Annotated in this window: 26 protein-coding genes; 14 read left to right on the forward strand and 12 right to left on the reverse strand. The window is 63.8% G+C overall.

The features are described from left to right. The first annotated feature begins 92 nt into the window (after positions 1-92). Together ABVK50_RS27550 and ABVK50_RS27555 are read left to right on the forward strand one after the other, a co-directional pair. Entirely contained in the window at positions 93-590 is a 498-nt protein-coding gene (locus ABVK50_RS27550; RefSeq protein WP_353643561.1) for an MbcA/ParS/Xre antitoxin family protein, read from the forward strand. Continuing rightward, positions 587-1,261, forward strand: a complete 675-nt coding sequence (locus tag ABVK50_RS27555) for an RES family NAD+ phosphorylase (RefSeq protein WP_353643560.1) — start codon at positions 587-589, stop codon at positions 1,259-1,261. Before ABVK50_RS27550 ends, ABVK50_RS27555 begins: the two co-directional genes overlap by 4 nt. Before the next feature lie 63 nt (positions 1,262-1,324). On the opposite strand, the gene ABVK50_RS27560 is transcribed toward ABVK50_RS27555, so the two are convergent. Both ABVK50_RS27560 and ABVK50_RS27565 read right to left on the reverse strand, forming a co-directional pair. After that, positions 1,325-2,767, reverse strand: coding sequence for a protein adenylyltransferase SelO (locus ABVK50_RS27560; RefSeq protein WP_353643559.1), 1,443 nt, complete (start codon positions 2,765-2,767; stop codon positions 1,325-1,327). A gap of 265 nt (positions 2,768-3,032) precedes the next feature. Next, positions 3,033-3,578, reverse strand: a complete 546-nt coding sequence (locus ABVK50_RS27565) for a Pycsar system effector family protein (RefSeq protein WP_353643558.1) — start codon at positions 3,576-3,578, stop codon at positions 3,033-3,035. A gap of 138 nt (positions 3,579-3,716) precedes the next feature. On the opposite strand from ABVK50_RS27565, the gene ABVK50_RS27570 reads away from it, so the two are divergent. Both ABVK50_RS27570 and ABVK50_RS27575 read left to right on the forward strand, forming a co-directional pair. Continuing rightward, positions 3,717-7,388 (forward strand): FecR domain-containing protein, encoded by a 3,672-nt coding sequence (locus tag ABVK50_RS27570; protein WP_353643557.1) that lies wholly within the window; start codon positions 3,717-3,719, stop codon positions 7,386-7,388. Then, positions 7,388-9,205 carry a CHASE2 domain-containing protein gene (locus ABVK50_RS27575; protein WP_353643556.1) on the forward strand — a complete coding sequence of 606 codons (1,818 nt, stop codon included), beginning with the start codon at positions 7,388-7,390 and terminating at the stop codon, positions 9,203-9,205. Before ABVK50_RS27570 ends, ABVK50_RS27575 begins: the two co-directional genes overlap by 1 nt. Position 9,206: 1 nt before the next feature. Here ABVK50_RS27575 and ABVK50_RS27580 read toward each other — a convergent pair whose 3' ends face one another. Both ABVK50_RS27580 and ABVK50_RS27585 read right to left on the reverse strand, forming a co-directional pair. After that, positions 9,207-9,752 carry a GNAT family N-acetyltransferase gene (locus ABVK50_RS27580; protein WP_353643555.1) on the reverse strand — a complete coding sequence of 182 codons (546 nt, stop codon included), beginning with the start codon at positions 9,750-9,752 and terminating at the stop codon, positions 9,207-9,209. Between the two features lie 106 nt (positions 9,753-9,858). Beyond that, positions 9,859-10,095, reverse strand: coding sequence for a YdeI/OmpD-associated family protein (locus ABVK50_RS27585; RefSeq protein WP_353643554.1), 237 nt, complete (start codon positions 10,093-10,095; stop codon positions 9,859-9,861). Positions 10,096-10,205: 110 nt separating this feature from the next. Here ABVK50_RS27585 and ABVK50_RS27590 point away from each other — a divergent pair, with 110 nt between their 5' ends. After that, the gene (locus ABVK50_RS27590; protein WP_353643553.1) at positions 10,206-10,655 is read left to right on the forward strand and encodes a DUF2214 family protein; all 450 of its coding nucleotides are present in this window, start codon (positions 10,206-10,208) and stop codon (positions 10,653-10,655) included. On the opposite strand, the gene nth is transcribed toward ABVK50_RS27590, so the two are convergent. Beyond that, positions 10,649-11,425 (reverse strand): endonuclease III, encoded by a 777-nt coding sequence (gene nth / locus ABVK50_RS27595; protein WP_353643552.1) that lies wholly within the window; start codon positions 11,423-11,425, stop codon positions 10,649-10,651. The two genes, ABVK50_RS27590 and nth, sit on opposite strands and share 7 nt — an antisense overlap. A gap of 22 nt (positions 11,426-11,447) precedes the next feature. Here nth and ABVK50_RS27600 point away from each other — a divergent pair, with 22 nt between their 5' ends. The 5 genes from ABVK50_RS27600 to ABVK50_RS27620 all read left to right on the forward strand — a co-directional run bounded on the left by ABVK50_RS27600 (position 11,448) and on the right by ABVK50_RS27620 (position 15,006). Beyond that, entirely contained in the window at positions 11,448-11,939 is a 492-nt protein-coding gene (locus ABVK50_RS27600; protein ID WP_353643551.1) for a DUF2244 domain-containing protein, read from the forward strand. Between the two features lie 79 nt (positions 11,940-12,018). Then, positions 12,019-12,900: a methylated-DNA--[protein]-cysteine S-methyltransferase gene (locus ABVK50_RS27605; RefSeq protein ID WP_353643550.1), complete on the forward strand. Its 882-nt coding sequence runs from the start codon at positions 12,019-12,021 to the stop codon at positions 12,898-12,900. 75 nt (positions 12,901-12,975) lie between these two features. Continuing rightward, positions 12,976-13,878, forward strand: coding sequence for a ribokinase (locus ABVK50_RS27610; RefSeq protein ID WP_353643549.1), 903 nt, complete (start codon positions 12,976-12,978; stop codon positions 13,876-13,878). A 61-nt stretch (positions 13,879-13,939) separates the two neighbouring features. Beyond that, positions 13,940-14,554, forward strand: coding sequence for a LysE family translocator (locus ABVK50_RS27615; protein ID WP_353643548.1), 615 nt, complete (start codon positions 13,940-13,942; stop codon positions 14,552-14,554). Between the two features lie 98 nt (positions 14,555-14,652). After that, positions 14,653-15,006: a hypothetical protein gene (locus ABVK50_RS27620; RefSeq protein WP_353643547.1), complete on the forward strand. Its 354-nt coding sequence runs from the start codon at positions 14,653-14,655 to the stop codon at positions 15,004-15,006. Here the strand turns inward: ABVK50_RS27620 and ABVK50_RS27625 are convergent. Further along, on the reverse strand, positions 15,001-15,942 hold the full coding sequence (locus ABVK50_RS27625; protein ID WP_353643546.1) for a nucleoside hydrolase: 942 nt from the start codon (positions 15,940-15,942) through the stop codon (positions 15,001-15,003). The genes ABVK50_RS27620 and ABVK50_RS27625 overlap by 6 nt on opposite strands. Positions 15,943-16,064: 122 nt before the next feature. Here ABVK50_RS27625 and ABVK50_RS27630 point away from each other — a divergent pair, with 122 nt between their 5' ends. Together ABVK50_RS27630 and ABVK50_RS27635 are read left to right on the forward strand one after the other, a co-directional pair. Next, positions 16,065-16,490, forward strand: coding sequence for an Hsp20 family protein (locus ABVK50_RS27630; protein WP_353643545.1), 426 nt, complete (start codon positions 16,065-16,067; stop codon positions 16,488-16,490). Between the two features lie 74 nt (positions 16,491-16,564). Continuing rightward, positions 16,565-16,825 (forward strand): DUF1150 family protein, encoded by a 261-nt coding sequence (locus ABVK50_RS27635; protein ID WP_353643544.1) that lies wholly within the window; start codon positions 16,565-16,567, stop codon positions 16,823-16,825. 76 nt (positions 16,826-16,901) lie between these two features. On the opposite strand, the gene ptsN is transcribed toward ABVK50_RS27635, so the two are convergent. The 6 genes from ptsN to lptC all read right to left on the reverse strand — a co-directional run bounded on the left by ptsN (position 16,902) and on the right by lptC (position 22,089). Then, the gene (gene ptsN, locus ABVK50_RS27640) at positions 16,902-17,366 is read right to left on the reverse strand and encodes a PTS IIA-like nitrogen regulatory protein PtsN (protein WP_353643543.1); all 465 of its coding nucleotides are present in this window, start codon (positions 17,364-17,366) and stop codon (positions 16,902-16,904) included. Between the two features lie 65 nt (positions 17,367-17,431). Then, positions 17,432-18,013, reverse strand: a complete 582-nt coding sequence (gene raiA / locus ABVK50_RS27645) for a ribosome-associated translation inhibitor RaiA (protein ID WP_353643542.1) — start codon at positions 18,011-18,013, stop codon at positions 17,432-17,434. 239 nt (positions 18,014-18,252) lie between these two features. Next, on the reverse strand, positions 18,253-19,776 hold the full coding sequence (gene rpoN / locus ABVK50_RS27650) for an RNA polymerase factor sigma-54 (RefSeq protein ID WP_353643541.1): 1,524 nt from the start codon (positions 19,774-19,776) through the stop codon (positions 18,253-18,255). A gap of 204 nt (positions 19,777-19,980) precedes the next feature. After that, positions 19,981-20,766: an LPS export ABC transporter ATP-binding protein gene (gene lptB / locus ABVK50_RS27655; RefSeq protein WP_353645783.1), complete on the reverse strand. Its 786-nt coding sequence runs from the start codon at positions 20,764-20,766 to the stop codon at positions 19,981-19,983. Between the two features lie 29 nt (positions 20,767-20,795). Next, the gene (locus ABVK50_RS27660; protein WP_353643540.1) at positions 20,796-21,386 is read right to left on the reverse strand and encodes an LptA/OstA family protein; all 591 of its coding nucleotides are present in this window, start codon (positions 21,384-21,386) and stop codon (positions 20,796-20,798) included. Next, entirely contained in the window at positions 21,373-22,089 is a 717-nt protein-coding gene (lptC, locus tag ABVK50_RS27665; protein ID WP_353643539.1) for an LPS export ABC transporter periplasmic protein LptC, read from the reverse strand. The genes ABVK50_RS27660 and lptC overlap by 14 nt, the downstream gene beginning before the upstream one ends. A 370-nt stretch (positions 22,090-22,459) precedes the next feature. On the opposite strand from lptC, the gene sppA reads away from it, so the two are divergent. Beyond that, on the forward strand, positions 22,460-23,416 hold the full coding sequence (sppA, locus tag ABVK50_RS27670; RefSeq protein WP_353643538.1) for a signal peptide peptidase SppA: 957 nt from the start codon (positions 22,460-22,462) through the stop codon (positions 23,414-23,416). An 81-nt stretch (positions 23,417-23,497) separates the two neighbouring features. Continuing rightward, on the forward strand, positions 23,498-23,782 hold the full coding sequence (locus tag ABVK50_RS27675) for an integration host factor subunit beta (protein ID WP_353643537.1): 285 nt from the start codon (positions 23,498-23,500) through the stop codon (positions 23,780-23,782). Positions 23,783-23,807 lie beyond the last annotated feature (25 nt).

Genomic DNA, 23,807 nt, shown 5'->3' on the forward strand with positions numbered 1-23,807 from the left:
CTGCCAAACCCTTGAAATTGTCCAAATCTGGACTATACTCATATCCAGACAGAGGATACCGCATGCCCAACCCACTCAGGAAACCAGCAGAAATGGTCGAAGCAGGGCCGCCGGTGCTCGACCGGTCGCGTTTCGCGCCGGCCAACCGCAAGCGGCTGAGCGCGCCGGCGTTCCGGACCTTTCTCGCCATTGCCGACCTTTGGGGCCTCGTGGAAGAGGAGCGCCGCCTCGTGCTCGGCTACCCGTCGCGGTCCACCTATCATAATTGGGCGAAACTCGCCCGCGAGCATGGCGAGTTCACGCTGGACGTCGACACGCTGACGCGCATTTCGGCCGTGCTCGGCATCCATCAGGCGCTCGGGGTGCTGTTCGGAGCGGAGCGGGAAGGCGTGGCGTGGCTGCGCGGTCCGCATGACGCCGCGGTTTTCGGCGGCAGCCCGCCGCTGGCGCTGGTGACCTCCGGCTCGCAGGACGGGCTGCTTATCGTGCGCCGTTTCCTCGATGCGGCCCGCGGCGGGCTCTACATGGAGCCGAACGCGGTGGACGCCGCCTTCGAACCCTACCGGGAAACGGACATCGTCTTGACGTGATCGACCGGCTTACAGCGGCGCCGCAACCGTCGTTCCGGCTAATCCCGTCGCAATTTCCGCCGATCGGCCTGTTCGACACGGTAGCGACCGCATCGGACCTCGAGGCGGTGATGGACCTCGCCGGCTGGACCAATGACCGCCTCGTCGCCGAACGCACCCGCCGCCTGCCGGAACATGAATGGGTGTTCGGCCGCGCCAATGCCAGCATCGTCATGGCGGCTTTCCTGCACGTCGCACCGGGCGGCACGCGCTTCAACGGCCCCGAACTCGGCGCGTGGTATGCCGCGGCGGAGATCAAAACTGCGATCGCCGAGGTAGGTCATCATCTGCGCCGCGAGGCGGTCGCGCGCAAGGCGCCGGCAATGCAGCGCACCTACCGCGCCTATTCCGCCAGCCTCGCAGGCGCCTATCTCGACATTCGCGGCCTGCAGGCCGAAAAGCCCGAACTCTACGCATCAGACAGCTATGCTGGTTCGCAGCCATTCGGCGAGGCCGTCAGGGCCGACGGCGGGGCGGGCATAGTCTATGACAGCGTCAGGCTCCACGGCGGCGTCAATGTCGCGGCCTACCGGCCGACCAACGTACTCGACGTGGCGCAGGCCGATCATTTCGAGATCTCCGTCTCCGCAGCCGAGCGCCGGATAGAGGCGCGCAAGCTCAAGGCCGCGTAGAAAGGCTGCTGATCTGGGGAGATCGTCGGGCGGAGGGGCAGCATTAACGAAACGGAAGCGCGGCTAGGGCTGCGCGGGGCGGTTGCCGAGCGCCTCGCCCATCTCGCGGATTGCGGCGATCTTGGCGTGGAAGGCCGACCAGCCGTCGCTTCCGGCGATCGGATCCCACAGCGCCTCGAGCTCGTCGATCAGCATGGTGCAGGGGCGCTGCCGTGAAAAATAGGGATGCTCGAGCGCAGCCTTGTCCGCCGGCTGCAACCGGGCAAAGGCGGCGCGGACGGGAGCGAAATCTTCCATCGCATAAAACTCGGCGGAAGGGCCGGCTTCGGCGCGGGCGCTGCTTGCCAGCCCGCCATACCAGTCGAAAAAGGCCTGTTCGAATGGCGCCTTGCTGGCAAGCATGAACTGCCACCATGCCTGCGCCAGGGCGGCGGCGCTTTCGTCGGAGGCCCAAGCGAGGCCCAGCCGGCGCAGCAGGTTTTTCGAGAACTCCGCCTGAAAGGTCCGGCCGAAGCCGCCAAGCACCCGTTCCAGCTCGCTCTGTTCGGCGATCTGGAGAAAACATTCGGCGAGCCGCGTCATGTTCCACAGCAGCGTGTCGGGCTGCCGGCCATAGGCGTAAAGGCCCTGATGGTCGAAATAGGCGGCGGTGAAACCCGGCTGCAATGTCGGCAGGAAACGCCAGGGGCCGTAGTCGAAGCTTTCGCCGGTGATGTTGATGTTGTCGGTGTTCAGGACGCCGTGCACGAAACCGGCGACCATCCATTCGGCGCCCGTCCGCGCCACCAGCCTGCCGACATTCTCGACAAAGGCGACGGCGCGGCCGGCGAGGTCGTCGCGCCAGATCTCCGGCATATAGGTCCTGATCGAATAGTCGAGCAGCTTGGCGATGTCGTCCTTGCGGTCGAGGTAGAGCAGGCGCTGAAAACTGCCGATGCGGATATGCGAATGGCTGAGCCTGACCAGCACGGAGGACCGCGTCGGAGAAGGCTCGTCGCCGCGCATGAGGGCTTCGCCGGTCTCGATCAGGCTGAAACTTTTCGAGGTGTTGACGCCGAGCGCCTCCAGCATCTCGGTGGCCAGTATTTCGCGGACGCCGCCCTTCAGCGTCAGCCGGCCGTCGGCAGTTCGCGACCATGGCGTGCGGCCGCTGCCCTTGGTGCCGAGATCGAGCAGCCGGCCGTCCACCCTGTCGTAGAGTTGCGCGAAGAGGAAGCCGCGACCGTCGCCGATCTCGGGGTTGTAGACGCGAAACTGATGGCCGTGATAGCGCAGCGAAAGCGGCTGCTGATAGGTGCCGGGCAATGGCTGGAACCGGCCGAAGTGGTCGATCCATTCATCGTCGCCCAGCGCCCCCAGCCCGACGCGTTCGGCCCAGCGCTGGTTGCGCCATCGCAGCACGTGCTTGGGAAACGCAGCGGGCGCGACGATGTCATAGAATTCACCGCCCAGCTCTGCATGGCTGGTAGAGGGCCGATAGCCGGCCGGCAGGTTCTGACTATCCATCGGCCCTCTTCCGCTCCGGGTGTGATGAGACCTAAGCCAGGGAGCCGCCATGTCAACCGCGGGCAGCGGTGGACCAAGGCGTGGAGTCCTGAGGATCAATGCCGGTTTACCTTCCGTTCACCCATCGGAGGCGATGGTGCCGCGTCGCTCTGTATCTGCGTAAAGCGGCAGCACCGACGGTCCCGGCCTGGCTTTCCCCAGTCCGGGACCGTTTGCCGTTAAAGACCGCTTGAGAATGCGCCCCAGGGGCGGATGGCGTGTCTTGCTAGCTTACCGCCAGAAGCAGCAGCAGATAGGCCAAGACCATGAAAATCAGCGAGCGGAAGGCGATAGTCACATAGCGGTATTTGACCCGGGCGATCAGCGACAGGCTGTCGATATTGGCCAGGTACTCCCGGAAGATGAAGTCCGGATCGTTGCGGCTGCCGGCCTCGATCACCTCCGCACGATGCGCCGCCCAGCCGCCCCAGAACAGCGATGTCGACCCTACCCCGCGCCTCGGCAGCACCACGAGGATGGCCGCAACCAGCGCGCAGGATGCTGCGAGCGCCATGCCCCCTGAAAATATCACCAGAGGAAATTCGGCGTCGACATAGCGCTGCCATTTGAAGCTCGCCCGGCCTTCCGAGGAAGTTATCAGGAAAGCCAGCATGAAGGTGAAGATATAGGCCGCCTTCTGGTCTGCGATCTTGATCTGATCGTAGAAGACGTCGTTGATCTTTTTCAGATGCTCGACATAGTCTTTGCCCATCGGCAAAGCCTGCACATCGGCGCCTGAAATAGCGCTCTTGGTCTTTTCCATCGCAGCCATGATTCTTTTGCCTGCTTCCCCTGCCTGTGTCTTGCCGGCAACGTTTGCCGCATTACACAGTTTACTGCAACGGAATGTTTGACAGCTTCATGGTGCTAGCGCCATAAACGCCCCTTCCAGGTGGGGGCTTTGGACTGCATGCGGGGGACTATTCGTGTTTCGCTGGCCTTGGCGGCGCTCGCTTGCGTGCAGCAGGCGGCAGCCGAGCCCGTGCCGCGCGCGCAGCCTGCCGCCGGATCGGTCATCGCCCGCAAGAGCGGCGAGGAAGTTCGCTTCATCGAGGTTTCGTCCTGGCAGGTCGTCGACCTCCGCCAGGACGTGGTGCCCGGCGACTATCTCCGCACCAACGCCAACGGCACGCTGGCGGTGCTGTTTTCCGATCGCACGCAGATGCGTCTCGGCCGCAACACAACGCTATTGGTCAAAGAGATCGGCGCGGATACGCGGTTTTCGCTGGAACAGGGCTCGATCTGGGCACGAGCCGAACGCGGCGGCGGCAACGTAACCGTCGACACGCCGGCCGCGGCAGCGGCTATCCGCGGCACCGACTGGACGATGACTGTCGACGGCAACGGCAGGACCTCGCTGGCCGTGCTCGAAGGCCTGGTCGAACTCTCCAACGAATTCGGCTCCGTCAGCGTGGCGGAAGGCGAGGCTGCCGCCGCCAGCATCGGCCAGGCGCCGACGAAGGTGGTGATTGTCGATCCCGACGATCGCGAGCAGATGCTGTTTTACCTGTCTCTGCGCAATTCATTCGGCTGGATGCCTGTGTCGCCGCTGTCGAGTCCCGAGATGCGGGCCGTGCGGGCGCGCATTGGGGCCAAGCCGGAGCAGTCCCGCAGCGCAGAAGAATGGCTGACGCTCGCGGAGGTTTCGCTGAGCTATGACGGCAAGCGCCCCGCGATCGACGCGGCGGAGCAGGCGCGGGCGTTCCGACTCACGCCTTCCCAGAAGGCAAGACTCGACCTGATCGACGCCCTCGCCGCAGGCGCGGCGCAGCAATACGCGCAAGCGGCGCTGCTTTTCGAACGCGCGGCGCCGCGCGTCGATGCGAAACGCCGGGCCATCGCGCTCTATGGCGGCTATTTCGCGCGGTCTCTCGCAGACCCGGACCGCGTGGAGAAACCGCCCGTGGTGAGTGGCGGCGGCCCCTATGCCGCTCTCGCCGAGGCGTGGACTGCCGGTTTCCTGAAGGACATCCCGGCGGCCATTGAGGTCATCAGGCGGGCCGAAGTCCGCTATCCGGACGACCCTTCGCTGCCCGCATATCGCGCGCAACTGGCGATCCTTGTGGACGACCGCACGCAGGTTGAGGAAGCGATCGCGCGTTCGCTGTCGCTCGACCCGGATGACCCCACCGCGCTCGAGGCGCGCGCCAACTACAAGGCCGGCGTCCAGGGCGACATCGGAGGCGCTCTGGCCGATGCCAAGCGTGCAGTTGAGATCGCGCCAGGTTCCACGACGATCTGGAACGTGGTCGGAAACCTGCAGAGCGCGCGCGGCGGCGAGCGCGAGGCGGAAGCCGCCTACCTGCGCTCCATCGAACTCGATCCGCACGATCCGGTATCCTACGCCAATCTGGCGATCCTCTATCTCGACCAGGATCGGGTGAAGGACGCCAAGGTTATGATCGACAAGGCGATGGCCGTCGACCCCTCCTTCGATATCGGCCTGATCGCGCGCGGACGCTATTATCTGCAAACCGGCGAAATGGACAAGGCGATAGAGAACCTGCTCGCCGGGACCACCGCCAATCCGGCTTATGCCCAGGGGCTGCTGATGCTGGCGGCCGGCTATTACGAAAGCGGCGAGCGGGCGCCCGCCGAACAGGCGCTCGAAAACGCCGACAGGCTCGATCCGAACGATCCGACCACGTCGAACTTCGAAACCGCCATCGCTATCGATGCCTACGAATCCGACCGCGCGATCCGAAGCGCGCAGGAGTCTCTCAGGCGGTCACGGGCGCGGGGCGGCGATTATGAAGCGCTGAGCGCCAACAAGGACGCCGGCTCGACACTAAACGACGCCTTCCGACTACAAGGACTCGACGCATGGGGGCGCTACTACGGGCAGGCGGTGTTCGATCCCTTTGCCGCTTCCGGCTATGTAGACCAGACACTCGCTGGCAGCCCGGACCCATTTGTCAATGACGCGACTTTCGGAAACCTGGCGGTCGAGGCCGGGACCAACACCTCGAGCTTTTCATCGTTCCTGCAAGGTCTTATGCTCGACCCGTTCATGATCTCGTCGCGATCGAGAAGCGCCAACCTGATCCGCAGACCCTTCTTGGAGGCATCAGTAGGAACTGGCTTTACGAGCACCGCTAACGCCGATCCTGGCCTCACGACCGAAGTCGAGCTGCAAGGTTTCAGTCACACTCCCCTGCCATGGAGTTTCTACGGGACGTTTGAAACGCGCGACCTAAATGATACCCGCTTTACTACTCTGCCTGGTCCGATCGATGCCCAAGTGGACGCCAGTTTCGAAGACATCACCGGCACGGGCTACTTTGCCACGAAACCTACGCCGAACGACCGCATCGTTGGCTATCTGGCTATCCGCGACAACACGTCTGATTTCGGTGCAGCAACATTTGACCCGTCAATATTGGTGCCGCCGGTCACGGGCTTGCGGGTCCCTTTGGAAAAGCAAACCGAGAGCGGCAACGCAGCTGTCGCGTGGAGCCACACCTTCGGCTACCACAGTGTGGCGAACGCCGCGCTCTTCGCTTCGGTCCTCAATCAGAAAAGTACGACCGGAGAACTGTTCGATACCGATGTCGGCGTGATTGGGACCACGCTGGACACCGAAACCGATCAGCAATCCTATCTGGGGGCGGTGAACCACTTCTACGGGGTTGGCGACCTCACTCTGCGCTACGGTCTGGAGGGCGGGTTCCTGGACCTTGGACAAGAAACGTCGACCACGGTCTATCTCGGGCCATTCCCCTCCATAACGGTTCCAATCTCCTCGGTCGAAGGAACAATCGATATCGGCCGCGCCTATTTCAACGCGCTTTACGATATCAGTCCGACAATCAAAGCCGAGGCGGCGCTGTTCGGAACCTATCTCGATGGCGATGGCGTCAATGTGGAGCGGCTGGAACCGCGCTTTGGTATCGCCTGGGCGCCGTCGGAGGGGCATTGGTTGCGCGCCGCTTTCCTGCGGGAAACGTCCGCGATCGATTCGACCACCTTGGCTCCGATCGGCATTTTGGGCGTCCAGTCCAACCAAACGCAACTCGGCGTCGGAGGATATTCCGATACGTTCGCGGCCCAATGGGACGCCGAGTGGTCGGACCGGTTGTTCACCAGTGTCGAATATCAACATCAGGACATGCACGACCTGGCGATCGAAATTCCGCTGACGATCGGCACAGTTGATTTCAGCGAAGGACGCATCGACCGCGTCAGCGCAACGGCCAATGTATGGCTGGGCAACGGATTCGGCGCTTTCGCGACCGCCGCCTACGCGGTTTCCGAGATCAAGGATCCCGCGAGCGCGGGCTTTGGTGCCGCCTTGCCTTTCGTGCCCGAGATTTCCGGGCGCGTGGGTATGACGTGGGTCCATCCCTCTAATCTCAAAGTCACGGTCGCGGCCACCTATGTCGGCGAACGAGCGAGCGAAGCCACGGGTGGCGAGCTCGACGATTTCTGGACCGCAGATGCCTTTCTGACGTGGGAGCCGTTCGACAAGCGCTTCGAACTCGAACTGGCCGGCTATAACCTCTTCGACGAGAAATTCGAGATCGCCGCCGATGTCCCCGGATGGGGCCAGTCCTTCGTAGGCTCGTTCAAGGTCCGGTTCTGATGTTTCGAGGCGGCCCGTGGTGGAAGGGCCTCGGCGCTTCCGCATCCGGCGCGCCACGCCGTACCGGCATTTTGGCGATAGCGGCCGCTGCCGTGCTGCTTGCCGCCGGGCTATCCTTCCTGACGCCATGGAAACTCGTTGAGGCGCGCGCCTTCGACTATCTCTCGACCATCGCGCCGCCGGCGCGGCCGGCCGAAGGGCCCGTCGTCGTCGCCATAGACGAGCCGTCGCTTGCCGAGATCGGCCTGCAATGGCCGTGGCCGCGCGACCTGCACGCAAGGCTGATCGAGGCGCTGCGCCGCGCCGGAGCCAAGGCGATCGGCGTGGACATCATTTTCACCGAGCCGTCCAGCCTCGCGGCGGACGAGGCGCTTGCGGCGGCGCTCGGCCCGGATGTGGTGCTGGCCGGCGACGAAACCTTCATCGAGACCGAGCATGCCGCGCAGCATGTCCGGGTCGAGCCCCTGGCGATGCTGACGGCCGACGGAGCAATGACCGGCATCGCCTCCATAGCGCCTGACGGCGACGGCATATTGCGGCGCGTGCCAGGCTACCGCGACGGTTTCGCGGCTGGGCTTGCCGAAATTGCCGGCCAGGCGGTGACCGTTCCCGCCTACGCGCTTCTCCAGATGTTCGGACCGTCGCGCACCTATCCGACCGTCTCCTATTACCAGGCGCTCGACCCGAACAATTTCCTGCCGGAAAACTATTTCCGCGACCGCGTCGTCATGGTCGGACTCAGCCTGCAGAACGCGCCGACGCTTTCCGAAGGCGGAGCGGACGTACACGCCACGCCCTTCACCATCCGCACCGGCAGGCTGGTCGCCGGCGTCGAGATCCAGGCGACGGTCTTCGACAATCTCGCCGGGCGGCTCTATATCGGCCGCGCCGCTACGGTCACGGCGATGCTGTCCATCGTGCTTGGCGCGCTGGTCGGAGCAATACTGGTCTGGCGGCAGACCGGGTGGAGGACGCTCGCCGGCTTTGTCATCGCGGCGGGCGCGCTGCTTGCAGGCAGCTATCTGCTTCTGCGCTTCGGCCGCGTTTTCGTGCCGCCGCTTGCGCCCACTTTGGCGATGGGGCTGGTGGCCGGCGCCCAGAGCGCGCGCGATTTCGCCGCCGAGCGCAGGATGCGCCAGGGCATCACCCGCGCCTTCTCGCAGTATCTGTCGCCCGCCCTGGTCGAGCGGCTGGCCCGCGACCCGTCTCAGCTTCGCCTCGGCGGCGAGGTCAGGGCGCTCACCATCCTGTTTTGCGACATTCGCGGCTTCACCACCATCGCCGAAGGCATGAAGGGCGATCCCGAACGGCTGACCACGCTGATCAACCGCCTTTTGACGCCGCTTTCGGAGGTGGTGATGGCGCATGGCGGCACCATCGACAAATATATCGGCGATTGCCTGATGGCGTTCTGGAACGCGCCGCTCGACGATCCCGACCACGCCACCCACGCGGTGGAGGCGGCGCTCGGCATGATGCAGGCGCTCGAAGACTTGAACGGAGAACTGCGGGCCGAGGCCGAGGCGCGCGGCGAGCCCGCGATTTCGCTGCGCATCGGCATCGGCATCAACACCGGCCATTGCGTGGTCGGCAATGTCGGCTCCGAGCGCCGGTTCGACTATTCCGCCCTCGGCGATGCGGTCAATCTGGCGTCGCGGCTGGAAGGCGCGTCGAAGGATCTCGGCGTGCCGCTGGTAATCGGGCAGGCGACCGCCGAACTGGTTTCGGAGCGCATCCCGCTCCGAAAGCTCAAGGAGATAACCGTGAAGGGCCGCGCCGAGCCGGTCGTCGTGTACGCACCGACGGCGCTGGATTGATTCAAGCCACGGCTGCGACGCGTTCGAACATGATCGTCGGCTTGTCGTGATAGGTCGTCCTGGCGGTTTCCCGATAGCCGCACTTCTGCGCGACTTTGATCGAGCCGGCATTGTCCGGATCGATGATGCAGACTGTGTTTGCCCCGCCGAACCGGCTATCGCCCCATTCGACCGCAGCGCTGACGATCTCGGTGGCGAAGCCCTGGCCGTGCGCGGCGGCGATCAGCCCCCATCCGGCTTCGGGCCTGCCCTCGATCGACGGCTCGATATCCCGCTTCAAATCATGAAATCCGGCTTCGCCGATGAAGCGGCCGGTCGCCTTTTCCTCGACCGCCCAGAAGCCGAAGCCGATCATCGACCACATGCCGGGATGGCGCAGGAAGCGAATCCAGCTTTCTTCTCTCGTGCGCGGCTTGCCGCCGGCAACGAAGCGCGTGACGGCCGGATCGGCCCACATGGCGGCATAGTCGTCGAAATCGTCGAGACGATGCGCGCGCAGGATTGTGCGCTGTGTCTCGATGACGGGAATGTCGATGGCGACAGGCATTGGCTTCTCCGCATAAACCGCCGGCACGCTACTATTTTCGACGCGCGCTGGATGATGCCAGCGGCTGGTGCTGCTTTCCTCCAGCAATTCTGGTGGGCTTTGAAAATCAGCGCCGGTCGCCGCGCCACGCCATGTTCATGTAGAGATCGCCGCGCTCGAGTTCGTCCAGCATCTGGTCGAGCCGCTTGCGGCGTGTCTCCTCGCGCTTGGCCCGCGCGATCCAGCCGAGATAATCGTTGCGCTGATAGTCGGGCCGAGCCTCATAAGCGTCCATCAAGCCGCGTGCCCGAAGCTCGTCGCGGATGTCGTCCGGCATCGGGTTGATGTCGCGCGTTAGTGTCATTTGCCGGAAGTTAGCTCGCTGGCAGCGACGGTCAAGCGCCACCACCGGTTGCCAAAGCCGGATTTGCGAGGCCTATTTCTCCGGGTGATTCGAACCAGCGGATGGCGAGCATGTCGACCGACCTCATTCTGGCGATATTCCATCATTTCCTGGCCTTCCTACTCGCCTCGGTGCTCGCCACCGAATGGGCGCTGATCCGTCCCGGACTCGGCGGACGCAATCTGGCGCTGGTGGGACGACTCGACGCGGCCTATGGCGGGCTGGCCGGGACTCTGATCGCTATCGGCGTCCTGCGCGTCTTCTTCGGCCTGAAAGGCTGGGAGTACTATGTCTACAACGCGATGTTCTGGGCCAAGATGGCGTCGTTCGCGGCGGTCGGCATGCTTTCGATAGGCCCGACCGCCCGCATCATCAGATGGCGCAGGGCGGCTGCCGACCCGGCCTATACCGTGCCCGACGCCGAGATCGAGACGGCGCGCTCCTACATCAAGGTGCAGATCGTCGGCTTCGCGCTGATCCTGACCTTCGCGGCCGCGATGGCGCGCGGCATATTCTACTGAGCTTCGGCCAATTCGACCGGTTCGAGAGGCTTCAGCTCCACCAGCGGTGCGGGCACGCTGTTGGTCTTCTCAGGCGCCTTGCACAGATCGGCGATGACGCAGACCGCGCAGTCCGGCTTGCGGGCCTTGCAAACATAGCGGCCGTGCAGGATCAGCCAGTGATGGGCGTGGCGCATATATTCGTCGGGGATGATCGCCACCAGCCCGGCTTCGACCTCCTCCGGCGTCTTGCCGGGCGCCAGGCCCAGCCGGTTGCCGATGCGGAAGATGTGGGTGTCGACCGCCATGGTTGGCTGGCCGAAGGCTATGTTGAGCACGACATTGGCAGTTTTCCGCCCCACGCCCGGCAGCTTCACCAGTAGGTCGCGCTCGCCGGGAACCTCGCCGCCGAAATCGCGGATCAGCGCCTCCGACAGCGCGATCACGTTCTTCGCCTTGTTGCGCCACAGGCCGATGGTGCGGATATAGTCGCCGACCCGCTCCTCCCCCAGTTCCAGCATCCTTTGCGGCGTGTCGGCGACGGCAAACAGCGCCCGCGTCGCCTTGTTGACGCCTGCATCGGTGGCCTGAGCCGACAGCACAACGGCGACCAGAAGCGTGAAGGCATTGACATGCTCCAACTCGCCTTTCGGCTCCGGTCGCTGGACCGAGAAGCGGCGGAATATCTCGCGCACCTCCGCCGGCGTATAGCGCGAGCGCGCACGGTAGCTGCGCGGGCGCGGCTTGGCGTTGGCAGCGGACGGCGCGCTTTTGGCATTGGGCTTTTTCATGCGCCTTCTATATTCTGTCGCTATGAGCGAGACAAACGCCGCCTCTGCCGACGAGCCGTTTTTCAAGGCGCTGCTGACGCCGCATCGCTCGCTCGGCCGAACCGGCTTCATGGTGCTGATGGGCGCGCTGACATTCGGCTGGCTGGCCACCGGCGCTGTCTTCCTCAGCCGGGGCGCATGGCCGGTTTTCGGCTTCTTAGGGCTCGACGTGCTCCTCATCTACGTCGCTTTCCGGCTGAATTATCGCGCCGCGCGGGCCCGTGAAGAGGTGTCGCTGTCGCGCACCAGCCTCGACATCAGGAAGACCGCGCCGTCCGGCAGGGCTGAGGCGCATCATTTCAATCCGTTCTGGGCGCGATTCTCGGTCGCCCGCCATGATGAGATCGGCATCACCAAAATGGCGGTGGAAGGCCAGGGCCGCGCGGTGGCGATCGGCGGCTTCCTCAACCCGGACGACCGCGAAAGCTTCGCCGCCGCCTTTTCGCGGGCGCTCGCACAGGCGAAATCGGGCTGACAAAATCGAGCCAAAAGCGCATGAATCGGGTGGAGAAACGCCTTCCGAACCGCGATATTCGCGTTCAAGGAGATTTGCCATGAACGCACAGACCGCGATCCTGCAAAAGGACATCACGCCCCAGGGCGGAGATTATGAAACCGTTCGCCGCGTGATCGAGAAGATCAGCCTCGACTATCGCGACCAGCCCTCTCTCGAGAATCTGGCGGCCGAGGTCGGCGAGACGCCGACGAACCTGCAAAAACTCTTCACCCGCTGGGCCGGCCTTTCGCCCAAAGGTTTTTTGCAGGCCGTGACGCTAGACCATGCAAGGAAGCTGCTCGACAGCGGCATGCCGCTGCTCGAAACCTCGTTCGAGGTCGGCATGTCCGGCCCCGGCCGGCTGCACGACCTCTTCGTCACCCACGAGGCGATGTCGCCCGGCGACTACAAGACCCGCGGCGCCGGGCTGACGATCCGCTACGGCTATCATATATCGCCGTTCGGCATCGCCCTGATCATGGTCACCGACCGCGGGCTGGCCGGGCTTTCCTTCAACGATCCCGGCGGCGAGCGGGAGGCCTTCGCCGACATGTCGAGCCGCTGGCCGAACGCTGCCTACATAGAGGACATGGCGGCGACCGCGCCCTATGCGGCCCGCATTTTTGACCCGGCCAGATGGCGCTCGGACCAGCCGCTGCGTGTGGTCATGATCGGCACCGATTTCCAGCTTCGCGTCTGGGAGGCGCTGCTGAAGATACCGATGGGCAGGGCGCGCACCTATTCGTCGATCGCCGCGGAAATCGGTTCGCCGCAGGCGAGCCGGGCGGTCGGCGCGGCGATCGGGGCGAACCCTCTCTCCTTTGTGGTGCCTTGCCACAGGGCGCTGGGCAAATCCGGCCAGCTGACCGGCTATCACTGGGGCCTCACCCGCAAGCGAGCTATCCTCGGCTGGGAAGCCGGCCAGGTCTGCGCCCGCTGATCATTTTCGCCGGCCGCGTCTTTCCAATGGCCAGCTAAATCCGTAGCTTCCCGGAAAATCACCGGGAGGCTTTTCTTGATCATCGTCATCGGCTCGATCAATCTCGACCTCATCGCCACCGTCGAGCGCCTGCCCGACCCCGGCGAGACGGTCGCGGGCGACACGTTCAAGACCGCGCCGGGCGGCAAGGGCGCCAATCAGGCGCTGGCGGCGGCGCGCGCTGGGGCCCAGGTCCGCATGATCGGCGCGGTCGGCAAGGACGCGTTCGCGGCCGAGGCGCTGGCCTGCCTGAAGGAGGCCAGGGTCGACCTTTCCGGCGTGCGCGAGGCGCATGCCGCGACCGGAACCGCTCATATCCTTGTCGATAGCCGCGGAGAAAACGTGATCGTGGTGGTGCCCGGCGCCAATGGCGCCGTCTTGCCCGGCGACCTCGTGAAAGCAAAGCCAAAAAGGGGCGACATCCTGCTTCTCCAGCACGAGATACCGCAGGCGACGATCGAGGCGGCGCTCGACGCCGCCCGAGACGCCGGCGCGACGACCATCCTCAACACCGCGCCCTTCCGCACCGAGGCCGCTTTATGCTTCGGCAAGGCCGACTATGTCGTCGCCAATGAGACCGAGTTCGACCTTTACGGCGAGGCGCTGGCGCTGCGCGGCCGCGACCGCCCCGCCCGGATGAAGAGTTTTGCGGAAAACACAGGCCGGACGATTGTCGTCACCCTGGGCGGCGAAGGCGTGCTCGCCGCGACGCCTGAGGCATTTTTCGAGGTTCCCGCGCTGAAGATCACGCCGGTCGACACGGTCGGGGCCGGCGACACGTTCTGCGGCTATCTCGCCGCGGGGCTCGCATCCGGCATCGGCCTGGAGGGCGCGCTGCGCCGCGCGGCGGCCGCCGGTTCGCTTGCCTGCCTGAAACCCGGCGCGCAGCCGGCCATACCGTTGGCCAAGGAGGTCGACGCGGCGCTGGCCGCCGGCTGACACTCTTGACGAGCGCCCCGCAAAATGCAGCCCTGACGCGAGCAAACCTCAGGGGCCGAAAATGTCGCTCGAAGTCTATGTCGCCTACACGCTCGCCTGCATCGTTATCATCCTGGTGCCGGGCCCGACCGTCACCCTGGTCATCGCATCGAGCATGCGCCACGGCACGCGGGCAGGCCTGCTCAACGTCGCCGGAACCCAGGCCGGCATCGCAATGATGATCGCCATCGTCGGCATCGGCCTCAACTCGATGATCGAGGCGATGGGGCACTGGTTCGAATGGGTGAGGCTGCTGGGCGCCGCCTACCTCATCTATATCGGCTGGCAGATGATCCGTTCGAGCGGCAAGCTATCCGAGGGTGAAGCGCCGGTCGCGCCGCGCGGCGGATTTTTCCTGCAGGGGCTCCTGGTCGCCGTCAGCAACCCGAAGACGCTGATCTTTTTCGGCGCCTTCATCCCGCAGTTCATAGACCACAGCCTCGCCTATATGCCGCAGATCGTCATCATGGGCGTCACCGCGCTGATTTTCGCGGCCTTCTCGGACTCCGCCTACGCCATCGTCGCCGGCCGCGCCGGCAAGGCGCTGTCGGCGCACCGGGTAAAGCTGCTCTCCCGCATCAGCGGCGGCTTCCTGATCGGCGGCGGGCTCTGGCTGGCGTTTTCGCGGACGAAGTGAGTCAGCGGATTAAAAGCCTAGTGGATCTTGAAGAAGCTCATCCGGCCGCTCAACTATAACGAGTGGGCACATCGCGGCTTGGGTTTCGCATCTGGCTGATGGTTCTGCAGGAAAATTTCCGCGGCACCATCGCCACCCTTTGTTTTCTTGTTTTATCGATCTTTTTGTTGCTGGCGATGGTCGCCAGCACAAGTTCCGTAATCAAAACGGATCAGATTGTCGGCACCATTGAATCAGCGACCGCTGGGCCTTTGAACCCGAAGGCTTCGATCGGCCGTGGATTCTACTACCAATACAGCGTCCGTCTTCACAACGACGGATTGCTGGTTTTGGTCCGGGGCGACATCAAGAGGCCGCTTCGGCTCGGGCACCACGTTCTGATCGACCGCCAGTACTGGCAGAATGGCCGGATCACCTACCGGCTGTCCGGCCCGGCTGGCTTTGGCTTATAGCCTCCCCAACCGCTCCACCAGCAGCGCGAAAAAGCCCTCATGGTCGATGTCGCGCATGTAGGTGACGTTCTTCTCCCGCTTGGTCACGCCCCACCAGTCGGCGACGGTCATGCCCATGGTCAGTTCCGAGCTGGTCTCTACCGTCACGTTGCAGCGGCGGCCCTTGAAGAATTCCGGCTTCAGGAGATAGGCGATGACGCAGGGGTCGTGCAGCGGGCCGCCGTCGGTGCCGTATTTTTCCTCGTCGAAGCGCTCGAAGAATTCGAGCATCTCGGCGGTTGCGACGCCAACCCTGGTGCCGAGTTCGCGAAAAGCGGCGACGCGCTTTGCCGTCGTCAGCGCCTTATGGGTGACATCGAGCGGCATCATCACGATCGGGATGCCGGATTTCAGCACGATGTCGGCCGCGTGCGGGTCGACATAGATGTTGAACTCGGCGGTCGGCGTGACATTGCCGCCTTCGAAGAAGCCGCCGCCCATCAGCACGATCTCGCGGATGCGCGGCGCGATCTGCGGCTCGCGGATGAGCGCCAGCGCGATATTGGTCAGCGGCCCGAGCGGGCAAAGCGTCACCGCGCCGCTTTCTTCCCGCATCAGCGTCTCGACGATGAAATCGACAGCATGCTGCTCCTGCAGCTTCATGGTCGGGTCGGGAAGCTGGGGCCCGTTGAGGCCGCTCTGGCCATGCACATGCTCGGCGGTTTCCAGTTCCCGCACCAGCGGCCGCACCGCGCCGGCATAAACCTTCGTATCCGGCTTTCCCGCCAGTTCGCAGATCTTGCGGGCGTTCTTCTCGGTCAGTTTCAGGGGAACATTGCCCGCAACCGCCGTGATCCCGAGGATTTCGAGCTCCGGGCTCGCCAGCGCCAGGAGGATCGCGACGGCGTCGTCCTGGCCGGGATCGGTATCGATGATGATCTTGCGGGGTGCGGGCATTTCGTATCCTTTGATTGCTGCCGTGCAGACTTGAACTTGTTTGCGGCGCGGACCATATCAGCATCGTCAGGAAAAATGCCATCCGGGTTTTTCCTTTCAGGTCGCTCTTAGAGGACACGGAAATGAGTCGCATGACGCCTTTTTCGAGCCCGCTTCTGCTCGGGTTCGACGCGATGGAAAAGACACTCGAACGCCTGGCCAAAACAGGCGACAGCTATCCCCCCTACAATATCGAGCGCGTCCGGAACGTCGAAGGGTCAGGCGAAAGACTGCGCATCACGCTGGCAGTCGCCGGCTTCTGCGATGAGGATCTGGAGGTCACGACCGAGGAGAATCAACTCGTCGTTCGCGGCCGGCAGAACGACGAGACCGAGCGGGAGTTCCTGCACCGCGGGATAGCGGCGCGGCAGTTCCAGCGAACATTCGTCCTTGCCGACGGCATGCGGGTGATCGCGGCGGAACTGAAGAACGGACTTCTGGCAATCGATCTCGACCGGCCCGAGCCCGAAAGGCTCGTACGGAAAATAAACATTTCGGTGAAAGACTGAAACAATTCTCGCCGGAACCAAACAGCTCTATGGCGGGTTGGTCATCAGGGACGCCCCGCGAGCAGGAGGCTAACATGGCATATCAAGGCACACGGCAAATCACCGTTTCGAAGGCCGATCTTGCGCATCTCGGCGAGGGCTCGGTGGCGTATCTGCGCGAAATCGGCAGCGACGAGTTGAAGGGCAAATTCCCCGGCCTGCCGGAGATCGCGCCCAACACGACGCTCTGGGCGCTCTTCGCCGCCAACGGTCAGCCGATTCTTTTGTCCGACGAGCGTGATCGCGCGCTGGCCGGCGCCCTGGAAAACGACTTGATCCCCGTCGCGATCCACTAAGGCGGCGCAGTACCCTCAACGATAACGGGCGGCCCTGGAGCCGCCCGCCCAACGAATTCATTCAAAAAAAGAATAATCAGGCTGCGTGAGAGGCCTGCGTATCGGACAGCAGCGCGTGGATCGCCGCGGCGTCTCTGGTGCCGCGAATCTTGGCCACGATTTCGCCGTCTCGCAGAACCCGCGCGATGCGCGACAGCGCCTTCAGATGATCCGCGCCCGCGCCTTCGGGCGCCAGAAGCAGAAAAACCAGATCGACGGGCTGGTCGTCCAGCGCCTCGAAATCGACAGGCGCCTCGAGGCGGGCAAACACGCCGGTGATCCGCTTGACGCCGGCCAGCTTGCCGTGAGGGATTGCGATGCCGTTGCCGACTCCGGTAGAGCCCAGCCGCTCGCGCTGCAATATGGTGTCGAACACCTCGCGTTCCGGCAGCCCGGTTATCGCGGCCGCCCTTTCGGCCAGGAGTTGCAACAGCTGCTTCTTCGAATTCGCCTTGAGGGCCGGCATTATGGCCGGCACTTCGATGAGATCGCTGAGATCCATTCCAAAATCCTTTGCTCGTCCCGTCCGCCGCAGGTCCCCTACCCGTGGTCGTCCGGGAGACGCGTTTATTCCTGCGCGACTTTTGTCGTCGAGGGGTCGATCCAGCCGATGTTCCCATCGGGCCGGCGATATACGATGTTGACGTGGTCGCTGCCGGCGTGGCGGAAGACGAATACCGGACTGTCCTTGGTGTCGAGTTCGATGACCGCGGAGGCCACCGACATGGTTTTCAGCGCCATGGTCGATTCGGCGACGATGGCCGGCGCGTAGTCCGCAGGCAGATCCTCGTCGTCATCGGCAATCGGCGCCATGATCGTATAGGCGATATCAGTGGCGCCGCCATTGCTCCCAGGGCCATGCGATTTCAGCCTTCGCTTGTAGCGCCTGAGACGCTTCTCGAAGCGGTCGGCGGCGGCTTCGAAGGCCGCCGTCGGCTCCTGGGCGTCGCCGGTGGCCTGCAAAGCCGCCCCGCTGTCCAGATGAATCATGCAGTCGGCGGTGTAGCGTGACCCGGACTTGATAACTGTTACGTGTCCGGAAGATCCGCCGTCGAAATATTTCTCGATTGTTTCGCCGATGCGGGCCACGATGCGCGCACGGAACGCATCGCCGATATCCATGTGCTTTCCCGAAATGCGCAGGGTCATGAAAACCGACCTTCCTTGCTCAGACATCACTTTTTGAGTTTATACCGGTGGCCGAAGCGCACAAGCTTCACGGCGGTTCAAGCGCCGATATTAGGTCCGAACTTTCTGGTTAATCACAGGCCGTCTCCCGACGGGGTCATCTATGCGCGGGCATCAGCCCGTCCCATGCGGGCGGGCTTCTAGTCACTTCATTGCAGCTTGTCAATGAACGTCAAACCCCGAAAAAGCCGGGAGTGCGCCTACCTGCCTGCGCCCGCCATGGCGCGCTTTTCGCGCCGGCGCTGGACCGAGGAAGGAATGTTCATACCTTCCCGATACTTGGCGACCGTGCGCCGGGCGATGTCGACGCCATCCTTCTTCAAGATATCCACAATGGCGTCGTCTGAAAGCACGTCGACCGGCTGCTCCTGGTCGATCATCTGCCTGATGCGGTCGCGCACCGCTTCCGAAGAATGCGCTTCGCCTCCGCCGGCCGAGGCGATCGCCGCGGTGAAGAAATAGCGCAACTCGAACACGCCGCGCGGGGTCAGCATGTATTTGTTGGCGGTGACGCGGCTGACGGTCGATTCGTGCATGCCGATGGCGTCGGCCACCATGCGCAAATTGAGCGGACGCAAATGCCGCACGCCGTGGAGCAGGAAGGCGTCCTGCTGGCGGACGATCTCCGACGCCACCTTCAATATGGTCTTGGCGCGCTGGTCGAGGCTGCGCGTCAGCCAGTTGGCGTTCTGCAGGCACTCCGACAGGAAGTCCTTCTCCGTCTGATTCCTTGCGCCGCCGGACACCTGCGCGAAATAGACTTGGTCGACAAGCACGCGCGGCAGCGTTTCCGCGTTGAGCTCGACCGTCCAGGAGCCGTCGCTGGCCGCGCGGACCTCCACGTCGGCGACGATGGTGTCGGCGACACCGCCGCCGATAAAGGCCATGCCGGGCCTCGGATCGAGCGCGCGGATTTCCGCCATCATGTCGAGCAGGTCCTCCTCGTCGACGCCGCAAATCCTCTTCAGGGACTGGAAATCGCGCCGCGCCAGCAATTCCAGATTGCCGATCAGCGCCCGCATCGCCGGATCGAAGCGGTCGCGGCGCTGAAGCTGCAGGGCGAGGCATTCGGCGAGATCGCGCGCAAAAACGCCGGCGGGATCGAAAGACTGGCAGACCGAGAGCACCTCGCCGACCATGGCCTCGCCGGCGCCAAGACGATCGGCAATCTCGACTATTTCGCCACGGAAATAGCCGGCATCGTCGAGGCCGTCCGCCAGTTCGCGAGCGATCAGGCGGCGGGCGGGATCGGTGAAGGCGAAGGCGATCTGCTCGCCGACATGGTCGCGCAGCGTGACGGCCGCCGCGGCTATATCCTCCATCTCGAAAGTGTCCGACGATCCGCCTGCGCCCGTGCCCGCCGATTTCCACTGCGCGGTGAGGTCGGGGCCGAGGCGCTGGGTCGCGCCGGGATCGTCGGGAAAGATGTTTTCGAGCGATGCGTCGAGCTTTTCAGCCATCGCTTCGGCGCTCCACGCCGGCTGCTCGGCGGCGAGCCAGTCTTCGCCCGCCGGCTCCGGGGCTTCGGTCTTTTGCAACTGATCAGAGGCAGCATCGTCGCGCGGGTCGGCGCGCTCGATCAGCGGATTGCGCTCGATCTCGTCTTCGACGAAACGCTCCAGTTCGGTATAAGTCATCTGCAGCAGCTTGATAGACTGCATCAGCTGCGGCGTCATCACCAGCGACTGCGACTGTCTTATCTGCAATTTGGCCGAAAGAGCCATGCCGATGAACTTTACGCCCCAAACTCACCCGCGCCGGCGCCGCAAGAGCGCCGGCTAAGAACCGGAACCTATCAACTGGCCCGGCTTTTGCCTGTCAACCCAAACGCTAGCAAAAGCGGCTTACCGGAGCGTTATGCAGGCAAAAAAGCAGCATTTTCGCACCGGATTCGCCGAAATGGCGACCTGACGGCATGTCTCGCTACCCTAGAGGGTGAATCCTTCGCCGAGATATAGCCGCCGCACATCCGGGTCCGCGACGATGTCCGCGGCGGAGCCGTGCTTCAGGATTTCGCCGTCATGGATGATGTAGGCGCGGTCAATCAGGCCGAGCGTCTCGCGGACATTGTGGTCGGTGACCAGAACGCCGATGCCGCGCGTGGTCAAATGGCGCACCAGTTGCTGGATGTCGGCGACCGCGATCGGGTCGATGCCGGCGAAAGGCTCGTCGAGCAGCATGTAGCTCGGCCGCGTCGCCAGGGCGCGGGCGATCTCGAGGCGGCGACGCTCGCCGCCCGACAGCGCCATCGAAGGCGATTTGCGCAGATGCGAGATGTGGAATTCCTCGAGCAAGGCGTCGAGGCTGCGTTCGCGCTCCTCGCGGCTCTTCTCGATCACTTCCAGCACGGCGCGGATGTTGTTCTCGACCGTCAGTCCGCGGAAGATCGAGGCCTCCTGCGGAAGGTAGCCGACGCCGAGGCGGGCACGGCGGTACATCGGCATCGAGGTCACGTCGAAACCGTCGATTTCGATCTTGCCCTGGTCGACCGGCACCAGCCCGGTGACCATGTAGAAGCAGGTCGTCTTGCCGGCGCCGTTGGGGCCGAGCAGCCCGACCGCTTCGCCCGCCCTGACGCCGAGCGAAACGCCGTTCACCACTTGCCGGCCCTTATAGCTCTTGGTCAGGCCATGCGCGATCAGGGTGCCCTTGAACTTGGCGGCATCGGGGCGCAACGTCGGCGCCGCAGGCTTCTGCTGCAGCCTGCCCGACATGCGCGAGAACAGGGATATGCTTTGGGGCATTACTGGTTCTGCGACCCCGACCGGTTCTGCGTCCCGGGCGTGATCGACATCATGACCCGGCCCGTGCCTGAGCCGCCTCCTTTGCAGCCGTCGACCTGCGCCTCGCCGGTCTTCATCTGCACCGTCAGCTTGCAGCCGACCAGCACGTTAGGCCCTTCCGACAGCACCACTTCCTTGCCGGAGAGAACCAGCACTTCGGTCTTCATGTCGAACGTGCCGCGATCGCCGGTGGCCACCTGATTCTCCGACTTGACATAGACCTTGCCGTCGACCTCGAGCCTGTCGATGTTGGCCGAGCCGGTTGCGGCCGAGCCGCCGTCCCTGGCGTAATAGACCGTCATCTTGCCAGATTTCAGCAGCGTCGGGCCCTGGGTGACGCTGACATTACCGCTGAAAATGGCGATGTTCTCCGATTCGCGGACTTCGAGCTTGTCGCTCTCGATCTGGATCGGCTCGTCGCCGGACATTTTCAGCCCGGAAAGCCTGCTGGTCGTGGCGCTTTCCTGCGCCGAAAGGACGCCGGGCGCGGACGCCAGCACCAAGAGGCCGAGCGCCACTGCTGACAGCGGCCGAAAATCAATTGACCACATCGGGGTCTCCATTTGCCTGTTGCGTCGCCTTCAGCCGCTGCGGATCGATGTCCATGCGGACGTGTTTCTCGAATACCAGAACCTTGCCGTTTTCACCGATTGACATGGTATCCGACGTGATCGTCGCGCCGTCCATCCTGATATCGACGGGATCTTCGGTTTTCATGCCGCCGCCGCCAATGTCGATTGTCGCCGACTTGAGCTTCGCCGTCATGCCGTCGGCGGTGGTCACGGTGATTTCGCTGTCGATCTCGAGCGTGTTCTTGTCGCGGTCATAAACGCCGCCTTTCGCGTCGATCGTCGCCCAGTTTTCGGCGTCGATGGGCAGCTTGGCGCTGATGCCTTCAAGCTGCACGACGCCTTGGTTCTGAAAATCCTGGATAGCGCGCACCGCATTCATCGAATAGGGGCGGTTGTCCTTGGTGAAGCCGTCGAGCTTCGGATTGGCCATGACCAGCTTGCCGTCCGAAATCGCGGACCCGTCGGCTTTGACCGCGACCGAAGCAGGCGTCATGACGTAGGAGTATCCCAAGAAGCCGAGCGCCATCGCCGCCGCAAGCAGCGGCAGCGCGCCCTTCAGCACGCGGACGGTGCGCGAATGCCTCTGCGCAAGCGCGAATGCCTCGCGCGACGCCCTGTACCCCGCGGCGGCCGGGACGCCCTTGCCCTCCTGGCTGCTGGTCGTCTGTGCGGATCCCGCCAAATCAATACCTTCTTGTTTCCGGCTCCATGCCGGGCGTTGCCGTCATTTGCAAGATCTCGACATGGCCCCGCCGGATCAAGCGTCATAAAATCGCGAAATTGTGGCTGCGCCGCTTCGCTGCCACCCGGCCTGGACGGCGCACGCCCCGTCTGCCGAAAAAATTGTCGTAATCCTGTCCAAGCCGCCGCGAAAAACCGGCCGCCGCCCGATGCCTGCGACTTACACTCCAATATGGTTATATTTGGGTGAATTGTCAGCCCTTTCCACGCTGCAATGAGTCCGCCGAGGACGCCTGGAGGCGAAAAGCGGTAGCTCTCGCCAAATCCTTGCTCTAAAACCGAACGCCTCCGCTCAAATGCGAGACAAAACCATGGCCCACAGAGCCGACGACCTGATCGACCGACGCCGCTTGCGGCGCAAGCTGACCTTCTGGCGCATTGCTGCGCTCGTCATCGCCGCCCTCGCCATCGTGGCCGCCTCGGCGTGGATCTATGGCGACGAGTTCGGCGGGACCGCGGTCGACCACATTGCCAAGGTCAAGATCGAAGGCACCATCACCGAGGACCAGGATCTCCTGGAGAACCTCGAAGACGTGCGGAAATCCTCGACCGTCAAGGGCGTCATCCTGTCGATCGATTCACCCGGCGGCACGACCGCCGGCGGCGAGGCGATCTTCGACGCCGTCCGGTTGCTCGCGGCCGAAAAGCCTGTCGTCGCCCAGGTCGGCACGCTCGCCGCCTCTGCCGGTTACATGATCGCCAGCGCGTCCGACCACATCGTCGCCCGTCAGTCGTCGATCGTCGGCTCGATCGGAGTTCTCGTGCAGTTTCCGGACCTTACCGGACTAATGGACAAGCTCGGCATCGGGCTCGAAGAGATAAAATCGTCGCCGTTGAAGGCCGAACCGTCGCCCTTCAACCCGACGACCGAGGAAGAGCGCGCCATGCTCCGCGCCATGATCCTCGACAGCTACGACTGGTTCGTAGATCTCGTCGACGACCGCCGCCCGCTGTCGCGCGCCGAGGTGCTTGCGCTAGCAGACGGCTCCGTCTTCACCGGACGCCAGGCGCTTCAGAGAAAGCTGGTCGACAGCCTGGGCGGCGAGCGCGAAGCCGCCAATTGGCTCGCCACCAAGGGCGTGAGCCCGGATTTGAGGGTCATCGAATGGGAGCCGAAGGAAGAGGGATCGCTGCTGTTCCTTGGCAGTTCGCTGGCCGAGATGGCCGGCCGGGCGCTCGGCCTGCCCGGCCATGGCGGCGAATTCATCCGCAAGATCGGCGCCGACCGCTTGTTCCTTGACGGTCTGGTGTCGGTCTGGCACCCTTGAAAATTGCTTGGTGAAGCGCGAAAAGACGAATAAAATCATTCGTATACTGTGACACCGGAACCATTGGCGAGGGACGCGCTCATGATCAAATCCGAACTCGTGCAGATCATTGCCGCACGCAATCCGCACCTTTTCCTGCGAGATGTCGAAAACATCGTCAGCGCCATTTTCGATGAGATCACTGAAGCGCTCGCGGAGGGAAACCGCGTCGAACTGCGCGGTTTCGGCGCGTTTTCCGTGAAGAACCGGCCGGCGCGAACCGGCCGCAATCCGCGCACCGGGGATTCGGTCGAGGTCGAGGAGAAGTGGGTTCCTTTCTTCAAGACCGGCAAGGAACTGCGCGAGCGGCTGAACGCGCAAAAGTAACTTATCCGGGCCGGTGGCGTTTGGC

The sequence above is a fragment of the Mesorhizobium sp. WSM2240 genome, assembly GCF_040438645.1.
GTDB lineage: Bacteria > Pseudomonadota > Alphaproteobacteria > Rhizobiales > Rhizobiaceae > Allomesorhizobium.

Excerpts from the sequence above, each read along its gene's own strand:
- ABVK50_RS27550 (WP_353643561.1), top strand. The coding sequence starts at position 93 with ATGGTCGAAGCAGGGCCGCCGGTGCTCGACCGGTCGCGTTTCGCGCCG.
- ABVK50_RS27560 (WP_353643559.1), bottom strand. The coding sequence starts at position 2,767 with ATGGATAGTCAGAACCTGCCGGCCGGCTATCGGCCCTCTACCAGCCAT.
- ABVK50_RS27565 (WP_353643558.1), bottom strand. The coding sequence starts at position 3,578 with ATGGCTGCGATGGAAAAGACCAAGAGCGCTATTTCAGGCGCCGATGTG.
- ABVK50_RS27570 (WP_353643557.1), top strand. The coding sequence starts at position 3,717 with ATGCGGGGGACTATTCGTGTTTCGCTGGCCTTGGCGGCGCTCGCTTGC.
- ABVK50_RS27575 (WP_353643556.1), top strand. The coding sequence starts at position 7,388 with ATGTTTCGAGGCGGCCCGTGGTGGAAGGGCCTCGGCGCTTCCGCATCC.
- ABVK50_RS27580 (WP_353643555.1), bottom strand. The coding sequence starts at position 9,752 with ATGCCTGTCGCCATCGACATTCCCGTCATCGAGACACAGCGCACAATC.
- ABVK50_RS27585 (WP_353643554.1), bottom strand. The coding sequence starts at position 10,095 with ATGACACTAACGCGCGACATCAACCCGATGCCGGACGACATCCGCGAC.
- ABVK50_RS27590 (WP_353643553.1), top strand. The coding sequence starts at position 10,206 with ATGTCGACCGACCTCATTCTGGCGATATTCCATCATTTCCTGGCCTTC.
- nth (WP_353643552.1), bottom strand. The coding sequence starts at position 11,425 with ATGAAAAAGCCCAATGCCAAAAGCGCGCCGTCCGCTGCCAACGCCAAG.
- ABVK50_RS27600 (WP_353643551.1), top strand. The coding sequence starts at position 11,448 with ATGAGCGAGACAAACGCCGCCTCTGCCGACGAGCCGTTTTTCAAGGCG.
- ABVK50_RS27605 (WP_353643550.1), top strand. The coding sequence starts at position 12,019 with ATGAACGCACAGACCGCGATCCTGCAAAAGGACATCACGCCCCAGGGC.
- ABVK50_RS27615 (WP_353643548.1), top strand. The coding sequence starts at position 13,940 with ATGTCGCTCGAAGTCTATGTCGCCTACACGCTCGCCTGCATCGTTATC.
- ABVK50_RS27620 (WP_353643547.1), top strand. The coding sequence starts at position 14,653 with ATGGTTCTGCAGGAAAATTTCCGCGGCACCATCGCCACCCTTTGTTTT.
- ABVK50_RS27625 (WP_353643546.1), bottom strand. The coding sequence starts at position 15,942 with ATGCCCGCACCCCGCAAGATCATCATCGATACCGATCCCGGCCAGGAC.
- ABVK50_RS27630 (WP_353643545.1), top strand. The coding sequence starts at position 16,065 with ATGAGTCGCATGACGCCTTTTTCGAGCCCGCTTCTGCTCGGGTTCGAC.
- ABVK50_RS27635 (WP_353643544.1), top strand. The coding sequence starts at position 16,565 with ATGGCATATCAAGGCACACGGCAAATCACCGTTTCGAAGGCCGATCTT.
- ptsN (WP_353643543.1), bottom strand. The coding sequence starts at position 17,366 with ATGGATCTCAGCGATCTCATCGAAGTGCCGGCCATAATGCCGGCCCTC.
- raiA (WP_353643542.1), bottom strand. The coding sequence starts at position 18,013 with ATGACCCTGCGCATTTCGGGAAAGCACATGGATATCGGCGATGCGTTC.
- rpoN (WP_353643541.1), bottom strand. The coding sequence starts at position 19,776 with ATGGCTCTTTCGGCCAAATTGCAGATAAGACAGTCGCAGTCGCTGGTG.
- lptB (WP_353645783.1), bottom strand. The coding sequence starts at position 20,766 with ATGTCGGGCAGGCTGCAGCAGAAGCCTGCGGCGCCGACGTTGCGCCCC.
- ABVK50_RS27660 (WP_353643540.1), bottom strand. The coding sequence starts at position 21,386 with ATGTGGTCAATTGATTTTCGGCCGCTGTCAGCAGTGGCGCTCGGCCTC.
- sppA (WP_353643538.1), top strand. The coding sequence starts at position 22,460 with ATGGCCCACAGAGCCGACGACCTGATCGACCGACGCCGCTTGCGGCGC.
- ABVK50_RS27675 (WP_353643537.1), top strand. The coding sequence starts at position 23,498 with ATGATCAAATCCGAACTCGTGCAGATCATTGCCGCACGCAATCCGCAC.